Annotated in this window: 18 protein-coding genes and 1 pseudogene; 11 read left to right on the top strand and 8 right to left on the bottom strand. The window is 68.0% G+C overall.

What is annotated here, in order from left to right:
- The first annotated feature begins 70 nt into the window (after window positions 1-70).
- Window positions 71-1138 (top strand): M20 family metallopeptidase, encoded by a 1068-nt coding sequence (locus INT51_RS15005; RefSeq protein WP_193106128.1) that lies wholly within the window; start codon window positions 71-73, stop codon window positions 1136-1138.
- On the opposite strand, the gene INT51_RS15000 is transcribed toward INT51_RS15005, so the two are convergent.
- Window positions 1127-2125, bottom strand: a complete 999-nt coding sequence (locus INT51_RS15000; protein WP_193106127.1) for a LacI family DNA-binding transcriptional regulator — start codon at window positions 2123-2125, stop codon at window positions 1127-1129. The two genes, INT51_RS15005 and INT51_RS15000, sit on opposite strands and share 12 nt — an antisense overlap.
- Window positions 2126-2268: 143 nt before the next feature.
- Here INT51_RS15000 and INT51_RS14995 point away from each other — a divergent pair, with 143 nt between their 5' ends.
- From INT51_RS14995 to INT51_RS14980, 4 genes are read left to right on the top strand one after another with little or no spacing between them, the layout of a single operon-like run.
- Window positions 2269-3033, top strand: coding sequence for a glutamine amidotransferase (locus INT51_RS14995; protein WP_193106126.1), 765 nt, complete (start codon window positions 2269-2271; stop codon window positions 3031-3033).
- A gap of 1 nt (window position 3034) precedes the next feature.
- Window positions 3035-4081 (top strand): DMT family transporter, encoded by a 1047-nt coding sequence (locus INT51_RS14990; protein WP_193106125.1) that lies wholly within the window; start codon window positions 3035-3037, stop codon window positions 4079-4081.
- Complete coding sequence (locus tag INT51_RS14985) at window positions 4078-5130, top strand: phosphotriesterase (RefSeq protein ID WP_193106124.1); 1053 nt, start codon at window positions 4078-4080, stop codon at window positions 5128-5130. The genes INT51_RS14990 and INT51_RS14985 overlap by 4 nt, the downstream gene beginning before the upstream one ends.
- Complete coding sequence (locus INT51_RS14980; protein WP_304502209.1) at window positions 5130-6065, top strand: ribokinase; 936 nt, start codon at window positions 5130-5132, stop codon at window positions 6063-6065. Before INT51_RS14985 ends, INT51_RS14980 begins: the two co-directional genes overlap by 1 nt.
- A 51-nt stretch (window positions 6066-6116) precedes the next feature.
- Here the strand turns inward: INT51_RS14980 and INT51_RS14975 are convergent, their stop codons facing one another.
- Both INT51_RS14975 and INT51_RS14970 read right to left on the bottom strand, forming a co-directional pair.
- Window positions 6117-6713 (bottom strand): hypothetical protein, encoded by a 597-nt coding sequence (locus INT51_RS14975; RefSeq protein WP_193106123.1) that lies wholly within the window; start codon window positions 6711-6713, stop codon window positions 6117-6119.
- Window positions 6710-7084 (bottom strand): hypothetical protein, encoded by a 375-nt coding sequence (locus tag INT51_RS14970; protein WP_193106122.1) that lies wholly within the window; start codon window positions 7082-7084, stop codon window positions 6710-6712. The genes INT51_RS14975 and INT51_RS14970 overlap by 4 nt, the downstream gene beginning before the upstream one ends.
- Before the next feature lie 64 nt (window positions 7085-7148).
- Between INT51_RS14970 and INT51_RS14965 the strand changes: the two genes are divergently transcribed.
- Together INT51_RS14965 and INT51_RS14960 are read left to right on the top strand one after the other, a co-directional pair.
- Window positions 7149-7796, top strand: a complete 648-nt coding sequence (locus INT51_RS14965; RefSeq protein ID WP_304502208.1) for a TetR/AcrR family transcriptional regulator — start codon at window positions 7149-7151, stop codon at window positions 7794-7796.
- Between the two features lie 65 nt (window positions 7797-7861).
- A pseudogene (locus INT51_RS14960) lies at window positions 7862-8170 on the top strand (enolase C-terminal domain-like protein); the annotation flags it as partial.
- Window positions 8171-8198: 28 nt separating this feature from the next.
- Here the strand turns inward: INT51_RS14960 and INT51_RS14955 are convergent.
- From INT51_RS14955 to INT51_RS14945, 3 genes are read right to left on the bottom strand one after another with little or no spacing between them, the layout of a single operon-like run.
- On the bottom strand, window positions 8199-9236 hold the full coding sequence (locus INT51_RS14955; protein ID WP_193106121.1) for a LacI family DNA-binding transcriptional regulator: 1038 nt from the start codon (window positions 9234-9236) through the stop codon (window positions 8199-8201).
- Window positions 9237-9271: 35 nt separating this feature from the next.
- Window positions 9272-9598, bottom strand: coding sequence for a DUF6385 domain-containing protein (locus INT51_RS14950; protein WP_193106120.1), 327 nt, complete (start codon window positions 9596-9598; stop codon window positions 9272-9274).
- Window positions 9599-9629: 31 nt separating this feature from the next.
- Window positions 9630-10559 carry a DUF6772 family protein gene (locus tag INT51_RS14945; protein ID WP_193106119.1) on the bottom strand — a complete coding sequence of 310 codons (930 nt, stop codon included), beginning with the start codon at window positions 10557-10559 and terminating at the stop codon, window positions 9630-9632.
- A gap of 165 nt (window positions 10560-10724) precedes the next feature.
- On the opposite strand from INT51_RS14945, the gene INT51_RS14940 reads away from it, so the two are divergent.
- The 4 genes from INT51_RS14940 (at window position 10725) to INT51_RS14925 (ending at window position 14610) form a co-directional block, all read left to right on the top strand.
- On the top strand, window positions 10725-12014 hold the full coding sequence (locus tag INT51_RS14940; protein ID WP_193106118.1) for a sugar ABC transporter substrate-binding protein: 1290 nt from the start codon (window positions 10725-10727) through the stop codon (window positions 12012-12014).
- Between the two features lie 125 nt (window positions 12015-12139).
- On the top strand, window positions 12140-12967 hold the full coding sequence (locus INT51_RS14935) for a carbohydrate ABC transporter permease (protein ID WP_193106117.1): 828 nt from the start codon (window positions 12140-12142) through the stop codon (window positions 12965-12967).
- Entirely contained in the window at window positions 12954-13802 is an 849-nt protein-coding gene (locus INT51_RS14930) for a carbohydrate ABC transporter permease (protein ID WP_193106116.1), read from the top strand. The genes INT51_RS14935 and INT51_RS14930 overlap by 14 nt, the downstream gene beginning before the upstream one ends.
- Before the next feature lie 25 nt (window positions 13803-13827).
- On the top strand, window positions 13828-14610 hold the full coding sequence (locus INT51_RS14925) for an alpha/beta hydrolase-fold protein (RefSeq protein ID WP_193106115.1): 783 nt from the start codon (window positions 13828-13830) through the stop codon (window positions 14608-14610).
- Window positions 14611-14708: 98 nt separating this feature from the next.
- On the opposite strand, the gene INT51_RS14920 is transcribed toward INT51_RS14925, so the two are convergent.
- Complete coding sequence (locus tag INT51_RS14920) at window positions 14709-15092, bottom strand: type II toxin-antitoxin system VapC family toxin (protein WP_193106114.1); 384 nt, start codon at window positions 15090-15092, stop codon at window positions 14709-14711.
- The gene (locus tag INT51_RS14915) at window positions 15089-15352 is read right to left on the bottom strand and encodes a type II toxin-antitoxin system Phd/YefM family antitoxin (protein ID WP_193106113.1); all 264 of its coding nucleotides are present in this window, start codon (window positions 15350-15352) and stop codon (window positions 15089-15091) included. The genes INT51_RS14920 and INT51_RS14915 overlap by 4 nt, the downstream gene beginning before the upstream one ends.
- Window positions 15353-15504 lie beyond the last annotated feature (152 nt).

Raw genomic sequence — 15504 nt, 5'->3', positions numbered from 1 at the left:
TCGATACGCTCACCCCACCGGGCACCGCCCGCACTCTGTCGCGCTCCATCCCCCACTCCGGGAGGTCCCGTTGATCGACCCTGTCGACCTCGCCTCGACGCTTGTCCGCATCCCCAGCCCGTCGACCGACGCCGACGGCATGCGGGCGGTCCAGCGTCAGGTCGCTGACGTCCTGCGCGAACACGTCCCCGACGCCCGGATCCGCGCGGGCGGCGAGGAGCGGCCGTGGACCCTGATCTCTCTCGGTCCGGACGGCCCCGCCCCGCTGTTCGCCTGCCACACCGACACCGTGCCGGTGGGCGAGCTGCAGAGCTGGTCGAGTAATCCCCACGGCGGCGAGATCAACGGGACCCATCTGCATGGACGGGGCTCTGTGGACATGAAGGGGGGCCTCGCCGCCGCGGTCACCGCGCTGATCCGCGCCGCCGGCCGGGGCGCCGGCGGGCACGTGCTGCTCACGGCCGATGAGGAGATCGGATCGCTCGGGGCGCAGCGAACCGGGGAGGCGATCGCGGATCTTGAGCTGACCGGGATCATCGTGCCGGAGGCGACGGGCCTTGCCGTGCGCTGCGCTCACCGAGGTGCCTGCTGGCTGCGCCTGATCGCTCGGGGGCGGGCGGCGCACGGCTCCGCCCCGGAGCGCGGAGTCAACGCGGTGCTCCGGCTGGCTGCCGCTCTGGGCCCGGCTCTGGCTGCCGCTCCCCTGCGCCACGACGAGGTGCTCGGCACGGAGACTGCATCGATCGGCACGTTCCACGGCGGGGACGCCACGAACATTGTTCCCGCCGCAGCGACCGCGACCCTGGATCAGCGGACCGTGGCGGATTCGGCTCCCCTGTTCGAGCATTGGCGCCGGATCGACGGTATCGACGAGGTCGAGACGATCCTCGATCTCGCCGCGCTGCGCACGGATCCGGGCGCGCCCTTCATCCGTTCGCTGCCCTCGGCCGTCGACAGCGCACCGGTCACCTACTTCACCGACGGGTCCGTGCTCCAGGGACTTCGCCCGGACGTCCCGATCGCCATCTGGGGGCCGGGAGATCCGACGCAGATGCACTCCGTGGACGAGCGTCTCGAGCTCGCTCAGCTCATCGAGGCCACGGACCTGTTCGAAGAGGTCCTGCTCTCACGCCCGTGATGTCGAGTTCGCGCCGACCGATTCGGCGATCTTCAGCTCCATCGGCAGGAGGTGGGCCGTCGGCTCCTCATCCGCCCCGGCGGCTGCGACGAGGTCCAGCGCCTGCCGGGCGATCTCTGCGAGCGGCTGGACGACGGTGCTGAGCCGGGGCGTCACCCACGAGCCCTGCTCGATCCCGTCGAAGCCGATCAGCGACAGATCCTCGGGAATGCGGAGGCCGTGCATGGGTGCGGCCGCCGCCAGACCGACCGCGACGATGTCACTCGCGGCGAAGACCGCGGTGGGCGGGTCCTCGAGTCGTAGGACGCGGGAGAGGGCGCTCGCGCCGGACGACTCCGTGTACGTCCCCTCGAGCACCAGACGGGAGTCCACGTCGACGTGGGCGTCTCGCAGGGCCTGGAGATGACCTTTGAGGCGATCGCGTGCTGAGCCGAGGCGTCCTGGACCCGCGAGGTGCGCGATGCGCCGGTGGCCCTGACTGAGCAGGTAGGTCGTGGCCTGGTAGGCGCCTTCGAAATTGTCCGCGCCCACGAAGGGTCGAGCCTCGGCGAGCGGACCGTCGAGCTTCTCGTCGATCACGACGAGGGGGAAGTCCTCCGGCACGTCCGCGAGGAGCGCACCGCTGCCCGTCATCGAGACGAACAGAACGGCATCCGCTCCCAGGCCACGGCCCTGGGAGCAGGCGGCGACGATCTTCTGCTCGCGGGCTTCGAGCCCGTCCGAGACCAGTACGGAGACCTCGAGATCGCGGTGGTGGGCTGCGTCCGTGACTGCCTGGGTCAGCTGCGCGAAGTACGGGTTGGACAGCTCGGGGATGACTAGTGCCACGTGCTGCACCGTGCTCCGCGGCGCCGCGAATCCGGTGGCCTCCATCGCTGCCCGGATCCGCGCCTCGGTCTCGGCGCTGATCCGGAGCTGCCCCTTGAGGAAGCGCGACACGGTTGACGTCGAGACGCCCGCCTCTCGGGCGACGGCGGATATCGACATGGGTCCCCTTCCAGTGGCGCTGCGTCGACAGGTTACGCGGGAACGGCTTGCCCTCCGAACGCGGCCGGTCTATTGTCGGCCAGGACAAGCGTTGCGCAACCGTTGCGCAACGGTCTCACGGATCAGTTCGAGGAGGAACACACATGGCGAAGGTGCTGTTGGCAGGAGAGTCGTGGGTCAGCGCGACCATCGACCACAAGGGATACGACCCCTTCCCCCATACCCAGGTGCAGATCGGCTGTGCGCAACTTCTGGAGGTGCTGCGGGCCGACGGGCACGACGTCACCCACCTGCGCTCCCACGACGTGGCCGAATCCTTCCCCCTCACCCGTGAGGAGCTCGACGTGTACGACGTCGTCCTGCTCTCGGATATCGGCGCGAACACACTGCTGCTCCCGCCGCAGGTCTTCGACCTGGGTCGCCCCGCCCCCAACCGTCTGCACCTGCTGCGCGACTGGGTCCGCGACGGCGGCGGGCTGATGATGGCCGGCGGCTATCTCTCCTTCCAGGGCTTCGGCGCCAAGGCGAACTACGCCGGCACCGCCGTCGAGGAGATCCTGCCGGTGACCATCCACCGCTGGGACGACCGCGTGGAATCCCCGCAGGGCGTGCAGGGCACACTGACCGGCACCGACCACCCCGTCGTCGCAGGTCTCGACGAGACCTGGCCGATCCTTCTCGGCTACCAGGAGCTCGTCGCGACGAAGGACGCGACCGTGCTCGCAGAGGTCGAGGGCCATCCGCTGCTCGCCGTCCGCACCGTCGGCGCCGGGCGCTCGCTCGCCTTCGCCTCGGACGTCTCCCCGCACTGGGCCCCGCAGGAGTTCATGGACTGGGACGGCTATGCGAGGCTGTTCAGCCAGGCCATGACGTGGCTTGCCGCAGAGGATTCGGACGAGGTGGCATGACATGACCACGACTCAGGACAACGTCGTCCATGATCGACCTCCCGTCGCGAAGACCGCCTCCGTCGGCCTATTCGTACTGTTCACCGTGCTCGCCGGAACACTCGGGCCGATGCAGTCAGCCGTCAACGGGCGCCTCGGCGCCGACCTCGGCGATGGGCATCTGGCGTCGATCGTCTCCTTCGGCAGCGGCCTGCTGCTGATGCTCGTCCTCATCCTTCCGCGGTCCTCCACGCGGAGCGCCTTCCTGGGACTGCCCGGGCACCTCCGACGCGGCACCATCCCCTGGCCGAACTTCTTCGCCGGGCTGTGCGGTGCGGTGATCGTGCTGTCCGAGGGGATCTCCGTGGGAGCCCTGGGCGTCGCGACCTTCCAGACCGCGCTGATCTCCGGCATGGTCATCTCCGGCGTGGTGTGCGACCGCCTCGCCATCGGGGTCCAGTTCAAGCAGGCGCTGAGCGTCTTCCGGATCGTCGGGGCAGCGCTCGCCGTCGTCGCGACCGTGCTGGTCGTCTCTCCGAACTTCGAGACTCCCCACGCCCTGGCGCTCATCGCACTGCCCTTCGCAGGCGGCCTGCTCGCCGGCTGGCAGCCCGCAGGCAACTCGAACATCGGCAAGCTGGCCGGGTCGATGCTGGTCTCGATCACCTGGAACTTCCTGATCGGGTTCGTGTTCCTCACCGCCGCGTTCATCATCCGTCTGGGCATGGGGCACGCGAGCTTCGCCCTCCCCGACACCTGGTGGATGTATCTGGGCGGCCCGCTCGGGCTCCTCTCGATCGCGCTGATGGCGATCCTGGTGACCCGGCTGGGCCTGCTGCTCCTCGCCCTGGCCTCGACGGCAGGGCAGCTCGTCGGATCCATCCTCATCGATTCGCTGATCCCCGGCATGGGCACCGTCCACGTCGTGACGATCCTCGGTGCGCTGGTGGCGCTGAGCGCCTCCGCGATCGCGATGATCCCCTCGAAGCAGGTGCGGGACGAGGGCGGTGCGCGGCAGATGACCGCGCACGACGGGCAGGAACCGATCTCGGAGGAGGCACGACCATGACGGGTTCTCCGCACGCGGTGCAGACCGTGACGGGCCCCGTCACTGCCGCCGAGCTCGGTGTGGTCCTCCCCCACGAGCACCTGTTCAATGATCTGCGGGGGTGCCTCGCCGACCCGTCGTACTCCTTCAGCCAGGTCCTTCCCGATCGCGTCGTCGACCCGTCCCTGCAGTGGGCCCTGAAACAGGATCCGTACTGCAGCGCCGACAACGTCGCCCCGAAGGACCTCGCCGGAGTGCGCGGGGAGGTCGCGGCCTTCCAGGGCGTCGGCGGCGGCACGATCGTCGATGCCACCGGTTCCGCCGCGATCGGGCGATCCCCTGCGGATCTCCTCCGGCTCTCCCAGGAGACGGGACTGCACGTGGTCATGTCCGCCGGCGCCTACCTGGAGAAGTTCGAAGGACGCCGCCTCACCGCACACGGGGTCGACGAGCTCGCCGGGCAGATCCTCCGTGACCTGCGGGACGGCGTCGGCGAGGAGCGGGTGCGGGCGGGCATGATCGGCGAGGTCGGCGTCTCGCCCGACTTCACCGCCGGCGAACGGGCCGGTCTCCGGGCCGCAGCGCTCGCCCAGCGCGAGAGCCCCGGCACGGCGATGAACATCCACATGCCCGGCTGGCAGCGGCGCGGCGATGAGGTGCTCGACATCGCCGTGGACGAGATGGGTGCGAATCCCGCGCAGATCTCTCTCGCCCACAGCGACCCCTCCGGGGCCGATATCGACTACCAGCGCCGCCTGCTGGATCGCGGCGTCTGGCTCGAGTTCGACATGATCGGCCTGGACATCTCCTTCCCCGGCGAAGGAGTATCCCCCGCGATCGGCGACACCGCCGATGCCGTGGCCCAGTTGCTCGAGCTCGGATACGGCGATCAGATCCTGCTCAGCCACGACCTGTTCCTCAAGCAGATGTGGAGCCACCTGGGAGGCGGCGGTTTCGTGCTCGTGCCCACCGTCTTCCTCGAGCTGCTGATGGCGCGCGGCGTGGACCGCGCCCGGGCCGAGCAGCTCATCACCACCAACCCGCAGCGCTACCTCGGAGGACAGCCATAGTGCCCGAGCAGAACAGAATCGGCGAGGGGCGGATCCTCGTGGTCGGATCCGTGAACGTGGACCTCGTCCTCGCGGTGCCCCGGCACCCGGAGCCGGGCGAGACGATCGCCGGTACCGAGTCGCGCCGCTCTCCGGGCGGCAAGGGCGCGAATCAGGCCTGCGCGGCCGCCCGCCTGGGCGGTGACGTCCGCTTCGCGGGCCGCACGGGCACCGGGCCCGACGCCGATCTCGCGCTCGACCTGCTGCGCCGCGCCGGTGCGGACCTGGCCGCGACGACCGGCCTGCCCGAGGAGGAGACCGGGCTGGCGGTGGTCACCGTCGACGAGGCGGGCGAGAACAGCATCGTGATCATCGCCGGGGCGAACGGTTCCTGGACCGTGCAGGACGTGGAGGAGCTCCGGGCCGCAGTGGAGGAGAGCGACCTCGTGGTCTCCCAGGGAGAGATCCCGGCCGCCGCGGTGGATCGGCTGGCGCGGCTCTGCGCCGAGACCGGAACCCGATTCCTGCTGAACCTCGCACCGGTGATCGGCGTCGCGGAGAGCACCCTCGCCACGGCGCACCCCCTGGTCGTCAACGAGTCGGAGGCGCGCCTGGCTCTGACCGCGCTGACGGGCGCCGAAGCGCCCGACGACGATGTGGACACGGTGCGTCAGCTGCGGGAGGCGGGAGTGCGCTCCGTGGTCATGACCCGCGGCGCGAGCGGCGCGATCCTGACCGTCGACGCGGAGATCGACGAGATCACCTCACCGACGGTGCCTGCCGTCGACACGACCGGCGCCGGAGATGCCTTCGTGGGAGCGCTCGCGCTGGGACTGGCCCGGGGCGAGAGCGCTGCCGTGGCAGGCAGGCGAGCAGCGCGCGTCGGTGCCTTTGCCGTGACCCGGCACGGGGCGCAGCCGTCGTACCCGGAGCGGCAGGACGCTCTTCCGAAGTAACAGCCGGACCGCGCACTCTGGCACGAGGTCGCCGACCCGTGCGCGCCCCGCTCACCAATCTCCTCCGTAGGGCCCCTGGACCAGACCTCCATCAGGTTGCCTGGTCCGCATCGGAGCGACGGCGGACGACGATGCATCGCGCAGGGCCGACCGAGCGCGGATGATCTCGCCGACGAGTACCGGCACGAGGAAGAACGCGGCGAGCACGGCACCGAAGGCGACCCACGCGAGCAGTGCCACGCCGGGATCCGCGATCGGCGCGGCGCGGTGCGCCACCCAGCCCAGGCCGGCGGCGAGGCTCACCAGCGCGAGGACGATCGCGACGACGAGGTGGCGGGGGCGGGCGGCGAGAGCGACGAGGGCGATCATCGGCGGCAGAAACATGCCCAGCTCATGATCGCGCACGGCGAAGAGCATGTAGGAGGCAGTGGCGAGGGTCGCGGCGGTGATCGGGAACCGACCGAGCAGGGACAGGGCGCCGCATCCGAGCACGACCGCGACGAATCCGAGCTCATCGACCGGGCGGGTTGCGCCCCAGCCGCCGACCGGCGCGAAAGGTGCTCCCGTCACGGTACCGATGGTTGCGCCGAGCTCGACGACCATCACGACGAGCGCGACCACGACCCAGAGGAGCGTGCGGCGCGTCATGACCACACCACTGCGACGACGACGTCGGCGAGCGCGAACCCGCCGGCGGTGAAGAACAGCGGGCGAACCGCGCCGGCATCCGCGCCTCGCCGACGCTGCACGATCACCGCAGCGATGAGCAGGCCGAGCGTGGCGACGGCGATGCCGAGCTTGAGGATCATCTTGAGCTCGTCGACCTCGATCCCTTGGAGTCGCCGCGAGGCGATGAGGGCGTTGCCGGTGACCACCTGCACCACCGCACCGATGAGCATGAGGCGCAGGCGCAGGGGGCTCCCGCCGCGGATCTGCAGCAGGAACGGGCCGATCAGTGCTGCGAGCCCGATGAAATGGGCGACCAGCAGTGCGAGGCGTGCGATGTCCAGGGGAGGCATGATTCTCCGATGCGAGGCCGCCAGTAGGGGTGGGTGAGCATTTACTCACCCCTAGACTGTCTGCGTGCAACCATCTGCGTCAACCCCCGGGACCGGCGGCGATTCGCCGTCGGCGCGAGACCGCATCCTGGATGCTGCGGCAACGATCATGCGTCGCGACGGCCTGGTGCGCGCCACGACCAAGGTGATCGCGCGGGAAGCCGGATGCTCGGAGGCCCTGCTCTACAAGCATTTCCCGGACAAGCGAGACATCTTCCTGCGGGTGCTGACCGAGCGTTCACCGCGCCTCGCGCTCGCCGCCGACCTGCCGGGGACGGGCACTGTCCTCGCCAACCTGGAGCGACTCGTCGTGAACCTGTTGGAGTTCTACGAACAGGGATTCCCGATCGCCGCTTCCATCTTCAGCAGCACCGAATTGCTGGCAGCGCATCGAGACGCGATGACGGCTCGCGGTCTCGGCCCGCACGGCCCTTCGCGCATCCTCGCCCGCTATCTCGACGACGAGGTCCGGCTCGACCGGCTCCGCCCTCTCGACACCGATGCCGTCGCTCGCCTGCTCACCGGTGCGGCCCTGCATGAAGCGTTCTTGGCGAGCTACGCCGGCGAACCCCTGTCACACCCCACAGCTCTCGCCCACCGGCTCGTCGCCGCCGTCGACGTCCACATCGTCGACGCCTCCGACCAGGCAGCCACTCGGCCGGGCGAGCACTAGAGAGACGCGAGAGCGTCAGACGGCCACCTTCCGGTGGAACCCTTCCCGTACCGCGCCGAACGTTCGGCATCGCGACCTCGAAGCACCTGGCCGCCCATTGCGACGCCTTCGGGCTGGGCATGAACCTGCACAGCGGCGGCGAGCTGGGTATCGCCACCGCCGCCCATCTCGCGATCGTGGCCAGCACCCCGGTGCTCTCCAGCGCGATCGACTCGATGTACTACCTGCACGACGACGACATCATCGATCCCCTGCCCTTCGAGGGCGGCTGCCTGCGCGTGCCCGACGGCGTGGGCCTCGGCGTGGAGGTCGATGAGGACAAGCTCGCCCACTACTCGGCGCTCAACGCGCGAGTGGGGGACTACACGGGGTGAGGGACGGGCTGTGTGTCCATCGCGCAGCTCACGGCCCCTGCCCGACACGCACGGCCGTCGACCCCCGCTCGATGAGCCGAGGCGCCGGCTCCTCGAGGACTGTCGCGCCGTCCGTGGGAGAAGCGATCTGCTCGACCAGGAGATCGACGGTCAATCGGCCGATCTCGGCCAGCGGCAGTTCCACGACGGTCAGGGGCGGGTTGAGATGCTCCGTGAACCAGGTGTCGTGGATGCTCACCACGGAGACGTCGTCCGGGAGCGACAACCCGGCCGAGATGACTCCGGCGTGGACTCCGAGCGCACTGGTCGACGTCACCACGACCAGTCCTGTGGCCCTCCCGCCGGCGGCGAAGTACCGTTCGATGCCGGCGCGTGCCGAGCTGGCATCCCAGCCGCCGGTGATCATCGGCATCGCGGCGACCTCGGCGTCCTCGAGCGCGTCGAGATACCCGCGGAAGCGACGGTCCGAGGTCGCGCCCTCGGCGCCCACGAAGGCGATCTGTCTGTGGCCGAGATCCAGGAGCCGTCTCGTCGCCATCGTCGCAGCAGCGGTGTCGTCGAGGCGCACCGTGCGCAGTCCTGGCGTCCGATCCGCGTTGAAAACGACCGAGGGAACGGATCGCGCGATCTCTCGCAGCCCGTGATCGTCCGCGGCGAAACCGCTCTGGATGAGCAGACCGTCCACCCGGTGACCGCGGACGAGCGTCCGGAACGCTCCCTGGCGCTCCATCAGCTCGTCCGCGTTGAGCAGGACCACCGAGTATCCGCGCTCCGCCGCGGCGATCTGTGCCGTCTCGACGAGCTGGGCGTAGATCGGATCATTGACGTGGTGCAGGGCGAATCCCAGGAGCCCGGTGCGGGAGTTCCTGAGCGCACGCGCTGAGGCGTGGGGGGTGTACTGCAGCAGGTCGATGGCGTTCAGGACTCGCTCACGCGTCTCCGGGCGGACCTTGAGCGTGGGATCCTCGTTCAGGATCCGAGAGACCAGGCCCGGCGACACTTCGGCGAGCTTCGCCACGTCCGACAGCCGAGCCGTCTTCCCGGAGCCCTGCATGTCCTTCTCCATCCGACTCGACCAGCGACGTGGGGGTCGCGCCCACCTCAGCCTTTGAGGTTCAGATGCACCAGGATACGGGCCGGCCGCTCCTCGCTCGCGCCCTCGATCCTCAGCCGCAGCCAGGAGCCGAAGACGGTCAGGCTGCTGTCGAGGATCATCTGACCCCCCGGGAGGGTGCGGGTCTCGCCGCGGGGGATCCAGGTGATCCCGTCCGGGGAGATCTCGGTCGTCACCCTGAGGTCCGGGTGCTCGCCCTCGACCTGGGTGAAGAAGACGGCTTCCGTGGCCCATCCGGCCTCGTAGGGAAGTGTCGTGTGCTCGGAGGTGATCCAGATCCTCCGAGCGAGGACAGAAGTATTCGTGGTCTGCACTGGGGTGTCCTTTCGTGGGTTCGGATCCGGGTCACTCGGTCGAATAGACGACGGAGTCGAGGAAGAGGTGCACGGGACGGTCGCTGTCCGTCTCCACGTAGAAGATGGGGTTGATCAGGTTGTCGATCGAGCGGTATCGATCCGCGAGCGTCGGCTGGATGCCGCGCAGGTCGAACACCTTGTCCATGCTCTGCAGCTCGATGTACTCCCGCTTCTCCACATCCACCAGGAGCCGGAAGTACAGCCAGTTGATCTTGTCCGGGCTCTCGTTGTAGAGCAGGTCCTGCTCCCCACCGGGCACCCACTGATAACCATCGGTCGAGCCGTCCTCGTACCGTCGGCCATACCAGAGGTTGTCGATGCCCGGGGCGCACCATCCGTCCTCCACCCCGAAGTTCCAATCGGCATGGGTCACGCCCTCCGCGGCCTTCCAGTACTGCCACTTCTTGACGAGCTTGCCCCCCAAGGAGTTCACGTAGCGCACACCGGGCATGTACCGATGCTCGGAGTCCTGCACGTCGAAGTAGAAGCCGAACGCACGGATGTCCTCCTCCCCCAGGCCGATCCTGTCCTGCGCCGGGGTGTACGAGTACCAGGTCTCGATCTGGATCTTCGAGGGGTCGCCGAAGCGCGAGAGGCGCTTGAGGGAGATGCCCATGCTGCCGTCGGCAGGAGGTTCGGTATGGGGCGCCGCCGCAGCGCCCGTCGTCAGCTTGAGGGAGTACGTGCCCTCCATCGAGCCATGGGACGCCGCAAATCGCATCGGGGCGGAGCTCAGCATGGAGGGTGCCCAGCTGGTGAGGTCGACGGCGCTGTTGAAGGACTCGTAGTTGTCGTAGACGAAGTTCGGGGTCAGGTCCATCCACCCGTTGAAGCCCGTGTCGAAGTCGTCGAAGGTGATCACTCGGTCGAGCGGGTTGAAGCGCTCGAGCTGCCGGTCATAGGCCAAGAACTTGTGCATGTCCGCCTCGGTATATCGCTGTAGTTGATGAAAGCATCGCGCAGAACGACTCGACAAACACCCAGGTTGGAGCGTTTCGAGCCTCTTGCGCCGACCAGTATCACGTTATACCGTACTGCATAGGCGCCGCGACGTGGCGGCGCCCCATGGACAGGAGGGCACCACATGCGACGACGCAGTTTCCTCGCCGGAATCGGGCTCGTCACGTCGACGGGAGGCCTCGCCGGCTGCTCGTCCGGATTCACGCGGGACAGACCGGAGGGCGACGGCATCACGCTCCGGATGACCATGTGGACGTCGAACCCGGATCAGATCGCACTCTTCGACGAGATCGCCGACGAGTTCATGGCCCAGCACGAGACCGTGACGAACATCGAGTTCGAAAGCCTCGCCCTGGACCAGCTCGACATGGTGCTCACCACCGGCATCACCGCCGGCGACGCCCCCGACCTCACCTGGCTGCCGGTGGAGTCCAGCCTCGAGTACATCGACGCGGGCGCCCTGCTCGACGCCGCCCCCGCCCTCTCCACCACCGACGGGTACGACCTGGACGATCTGGTTCCCCATCTCCAGGAATCATGGCGCCGGGGCGATGCCCAGTACGGAGTCCCCTTCTCCACCGGGCCGTTCATCATGTACTTCAACAAAGACCTCTACACCGAGGCCGGCGTGAAGTCCCCGGCGGAGCTGCTGGCGGACGACGACTGGACCTGGGAGTCCTTCCGAGAGACGTCGAAGCAGCTCACCGACGCCACCGGTGTCCCCGGGTACGTCGTGAACGACTTCGAATTCCGCAACTGGACCCGCCTGCTCCCCCTGATGAATGCGTACGACGCGTCTCCGTGGAACGAGGACGCCACGCAGTGCACCGTGGACAGTCCCGAGATGCGCGAAGCACTCGGCGTGTTCCACGCCATGGTCTTCGAGGACGGATCCTCCCCCGTGCCCGGACAGCAGGTCGACTTCTGGGGAGGACAGGCAGGCGCGACCTCGGCGTTCCTGGGTGCCAGCACCCTGCTCGCGGACGCGACCTTCGACTGGGACATCATTCCCACCCCGAGCGGTCCCGCCGGTGACATGCAAGCCGTCGGGCAGGCCGCGATCGTGGCCCTCGCCGCCGGCAAGAACCACGACGCCGCCCTGGAGTTCCTGGCCTTCCTGACCAATAGGGAGAATGCCGCTCGGATCTCGAAGTTCTTCCCGCCCGCGCGCGAGAGCCTGTTGAACGCCGAGGTCCTGTCCGAATCCTCGGGGCTCCTCTCGGCGCCGGACCTCGAGCCGATCGTGGACTCGATCACGACCAAGGGGCACATCTTCCCGGTCGCACCGAACGCCGCCAGCGTCGCCAACGCTCTCGACTCCTCCTTCGACGAGTTCGTGTACAAGCCGGACGCTGACCTCGAGACGTCGCTGCCCAAGGTCTGCACCGCGATCGAGCCGGTGTTGTCGCTATGACGGCACAGACAGCACGGTCAGCGGGAACGGCACGGACAAGAGGGTCGAGGCCCTCCCCCGTACGGCGCACGCCAGGACGCGACACGGGGCGCAATCCCTTCGGCTACGCACTCCTGGCCCCTCAGATGATCGGCTTCACCGCGGTCGGGGCGGTCGCGATCATCTGGGTGATCTGGCTCAGCCTCCACCACGTCAACGCGCTCGCCGGCACGCAGGAGTTCGCCGGCCTCGACAACTACGCCAGGATCCTCACCGATCCGAGCATGATCACCGTCCTGCCCAACACCTTCTTCTTCGTGTGCGTGCTCAGCATCGCCGGAACCGTTGCCGCGCTGCTGCTCGCGCTGCTGCTCAACCAGTCGCTGCGCGGGATCACCGTCTTCCGCTCGATCATCTTCATCCCAGCGCTGGTCACGATGGTGGCCTGGGCGCTCGTATGGAGCTTCATCGTGCAGCCCGAGGGTCTGCTCGACGCCCTCCTGGGCAGCGTGGGGATCGACGGTCTGCCGTGGTTGCGGGGCGGATGGCTGACGCTCGTGATCTTCGCGGTCATCCAACTGACCAAGAACATCGGTATCAACGTGGTGATCCTGCTCGGGGCGCTGCAGTCCGTCCCCCAGGAGCTCCTCGAAGCGGGTCGGATCGACGGTGCCGGCCCGTCCCGGCTCCTGCGCAGCATCGTGATCCCCCAGATCTCGCCGGCGATCCTCATGGTCTTCATGCTGACCGTCGTCGGCTCCTTCAAAGTCTTCGAGATCGTCCTGCTGCTCACCGAGGGCGGGCCGGGCGTGCAGAGCTCGGTCCTGTCCTTCGAGGTCTACAAGCAGGGCTTCCTCCTGAACGACACCGGCTACGCCAGCGCGCTGGCCGTGCTGCTGTTCGCCCTGATCCTTCTGCTCACAGCGGTCATCTGGCAGGCCAGGAAGCGGGTGGTCTTCCATGAAGACGACTAAGCAGACGAAGCACATCAAGCGCACGCTGAACTATCTGTTCCTGTGCCTGGTCGCACTCGTGGCCCTGGCGCCGATCCTGTGGATGATCAGCGCATCGCTGAAATCCCCCAACGAGATCCTGCGCTACCCGCCGACGATCATCCCCGAGAACATCAAGTGGGAGAACTATCGGGCCGTCTTCGAGCTGCAGCCGTTCACGCAGCAGTTCCTCAACTCCGTGGTGATCATGGCGCTGGTCGCCGTGCTCACGATCCTCATGTCGGTCCCGGCGGGATACGCCCTGGCGCGGATCAAGCCCATCGCCTCCGGGGCGATCTTCCTCGTCCTCCTCAGCGCCATGTTCATCCCGCCGGAGGCGACGATCATCCCGCTGTTCCAGTACGCCGCGAAGCTCGGATGGGTGGACACCCACTACCCGCTGGTCGTCTTCACCGCCGTGCTGGTCACCGCACCGATCGCGACGTTCGTGATGCGACAGGCCTTCCTGACCTTGCCGGCCGAGTTCGAGGAGGCCGCCACCATCGACGGCTCCAGCCGCTTGCGCACCATGCTCCAGATCTACTTCCCCCTGGCGCGGCCGTCGCTGGCCTCCGTCGTGGTCCTCTCGTGCTGGTACAGCTGGAACCAGTTCCTCGAACCGCTCATCTACCTGCGCTCACCGGAGAAGCTGACGGTGCCCGTGGCTCTGACGCACTACGAGGACCCCCTTGCGGGCCCGCTGTGGGGCGCGCAGATGGCAGCCACCACACTGTCCGTCATCCCGGTACTCCTGGTCTTCTTCTTCGCGCAGCGCCACGTGGTCTCCGGGCTCACGGCCGGCGGGCTGAAGTCCTGAGCACGAACCCCACGAGAGGATCCCCATGCCTGCGCAGTACTCCGCCCCGTTGCGTCTGAACTACCTGCAGTACACCGTCAGATCGAGTCGACAGATGCTCGAGACGACGATCCGAGTCCTGGAACCCGACAACCTCGAGACGATCGAGAATCCACGAGTCCTGTACCTGCTGCCCTCGACCCCGGAGCTGAGCCATCGCTCCGGCGACGGTCTCGACGAGGTCCTCGCCCACGACCTGCACAATACGCACGGCTTCGTGGCTGTTGCCCCGACATTCTCGGAGTGGCCGTGGATGACGGACCTCCCCGATCAGCAGATGTTCCAGCAGATCCAGTACGTCCTCGAGGACGTGGTCGGATTCATCGACGGCCAGTATCCGGCCCTGCCCCGCGTGCTGATGGGCTACAGCAAGGGCGGCTCCGCTTCCCTGCAGCTGCTGCTGCGCCATCCCGAGCTGTTCCGCGCGGCCGCAGCCTTCGACTCCCCGATCATGAAGGAGCAGCCCGATCAATGGGAGATGCCCTACTACTGGCCGAATCCGGAGCACTTCCGGGACTTCGCGATCCCGCACCTGCTGAGGACCCGCGGCCACCTCCTCGGTGACCAGCCGCGGATCGCGCTGTACGGGTACGGAAACTTCGGCAAGGACGCACCGGACTGGACCTTCGACCACCTGAGCGCGGGTCACGAGCTCATGGACGAACTCGGCATCCGCCACCTGTACAACAACGACACCCGGCGTGAGCACCGGTGGGACTCCGGTTGGCTTCCCGGTGCCGTGTCCGCGCTGGACCGGATGTCGAGGTGATCTCGACGAGGATGCACTCATGTCACGGGCCCTCGGCCTGAATCAGAACTGAGCGCTGCGGCGTGCCTCATCCTTCCTGGCCTGAGGTGCGCGATGCGCTACCCGCGCTCAAGCCTCAGCTCCAGCCCGAACTGCTGCGCCGCGTCCGCCAGTTCTCTGTCGAACGTCGCCATCTCCGTCATCGCTTCCCCGTAGAGCAGTGCCGTGGACAGGTGCAGCGCATCCATCGCCCGGAGGCCGGAGCGCAGCGAGAGGGCATGATCGATGACCTCGTCGTCGACGGTGTCGAGATCGATCCTGCTCACGATTGCCTCGACGTCCGTGTGGGAGCCGCCTCGACGATCGATGGTCGCGTGCAGCTCGACCTCGAGCAACCGCGAGGACAGGAGTGCCGCTCCACTCCGGAAGAGCTCCTCGACCTCCACGACGCCAGGTTCTCGACTCAACAGCTTGTAGGCCGCAGAGGTGTCCAGATAGATCACGACCGCTCCCCGCGCATGTCCTCGATCATCTGCTGCGTGCTCCAATCACGAAGCGGCGAGGAGATCGCGGGGATGCCGTTCTGGGCCGCGGGGCGCAGAGCGCCGCCTGCTATTCGTCGGGCACGCCGGTCGGACTCGACCGGCGTGATGCGCGCGATCGGCCGCCCCCGGTCCGTCACCGTGACGTCCTCACCTGCCTCCACGCGCGCGAGGACCCGGGCGGTCTGCTGGTTCAGCTCGGTGCGGGTCACGTCTGCCATGAGACCACCCTAGTCGTAATTACTACTTCTAGTACAGAGCCGATGTGGACAGAGCGTGCCACGCCGGCCCCGCTCCGCGTCGACAACGTCATGACCTCCTGCGCCCCCACCCCGTGACAACGCCACCGCGCAGGGGCACGATGGACACCCCG

The sequence above is a fragment of the Brachybacterium sp. FME24 genome, assembly GCF_014897705.1.
GTDB lineage: Bacteria > Actinomycetota > Actinomycetes > Actinomycetales > Dermabacteraceae > Brachybacterium.
The sequence above is the reverse complement of the archived record's forward strand: the minus strand, read 5'-3'. Positions and strand labels throughout refer to the sequence as shown.

Excerpts from the sequence above, each read along its gene's own strand:
- INT51_RS15000 (WP_193106127.1), bottom strand. The coding sequence starts at position 2,125 with ATGTCGATATCCGCCGTCGCCCGAGAGGCGGGCGTCTCGACGTCAACC.
- INT51_RS14995 (WP_193106126.1), top strand. The coding sequence starts at position 2,269 with ATGGCGAAGGTGCTGTTGGCAGGAGAGTCGTGGGTCAGCGCGACCATC.
- INT51_RS14990 (WP_193106125.1), top strand. The coding sequence starts at position 3,035 with ATGACCACGACTCAGGACAACGTCGTCCATGATCGACCTCCCGTCGCG.
- INT51_RS14985 (WP_193106124.1), top strand. The coding sequence starts at position 4,078 with ATGACGGGTTCTCCGCACGCGGTGCAGACCGTGACGGGCCCCGTCACT.
- INT51_RS14975 (WP_193106123.1), bottom strand. The coding sequence starts at position 6,713 with ATGACGCGCCGCACGCTCCTCTGGGTCGTGGTCGCGCTCGTCGTGATG.
- INT51_RS14970 (WP_193106122.1), bottom strand. The coding sequence starts at position 7,084 with ATGCCTCCCCTGGACATCGCACGCCTCGCACTGCTGGTCGCCCATTTC.
- INT51_RS14955 (WP_193106121.1), bottom strand. The coding sequence starts at position 9,236 with ATGGAGAAGGACATGCAGGGCTCCGGGAAGACGGCTCGGCTGTCGGAC.
- INT51_RS14945 (WP_193106119.1), bottom strand. The coding sequence starts at position 10,559 with ATGCACAAGTTCTTGGCCTATGACCGGCAGCTCGAGCGCTTCAACCCG.
- INT51_RS14940 (WP_193106118.1), top strand. The coding sequence starts at position 10,725 with ATGCGACGACGCAGTTTCCTCGCCGGAATCGGGCTCGTCACGTCGACG.
- INT51_RS14935 (WP_193106117.1), top strand. The coding sequence starts at position 12,140 with ATGATCGGCTTCACCGCGGTCGGGGCGGTCGCGATCATCTGGGTGATC.
- INT51_RS14930 (WP_193106116.1), top strand. The coding sequence starts at position 12,954 with ATGAAGACGACTAAGCAGACGAAGCACATCAAGCGCACGCTGAACTAT.
- INT51_RS14925 (WP_193106115.1), top strand. The coding sequence starts at position 13,828 with ATGCCTGCGCAGTACTCCGCCCCGTTGCGTCTGAACTACCTGCAGTAC.
- INT51_RS14915 (WP_193106113.1), bottom strand. The coding sequence starts at position 15,352 with ATGGCAGACGTGACCCGCACCGAGCTGAACCAGCAGACCGCCCGGGTC.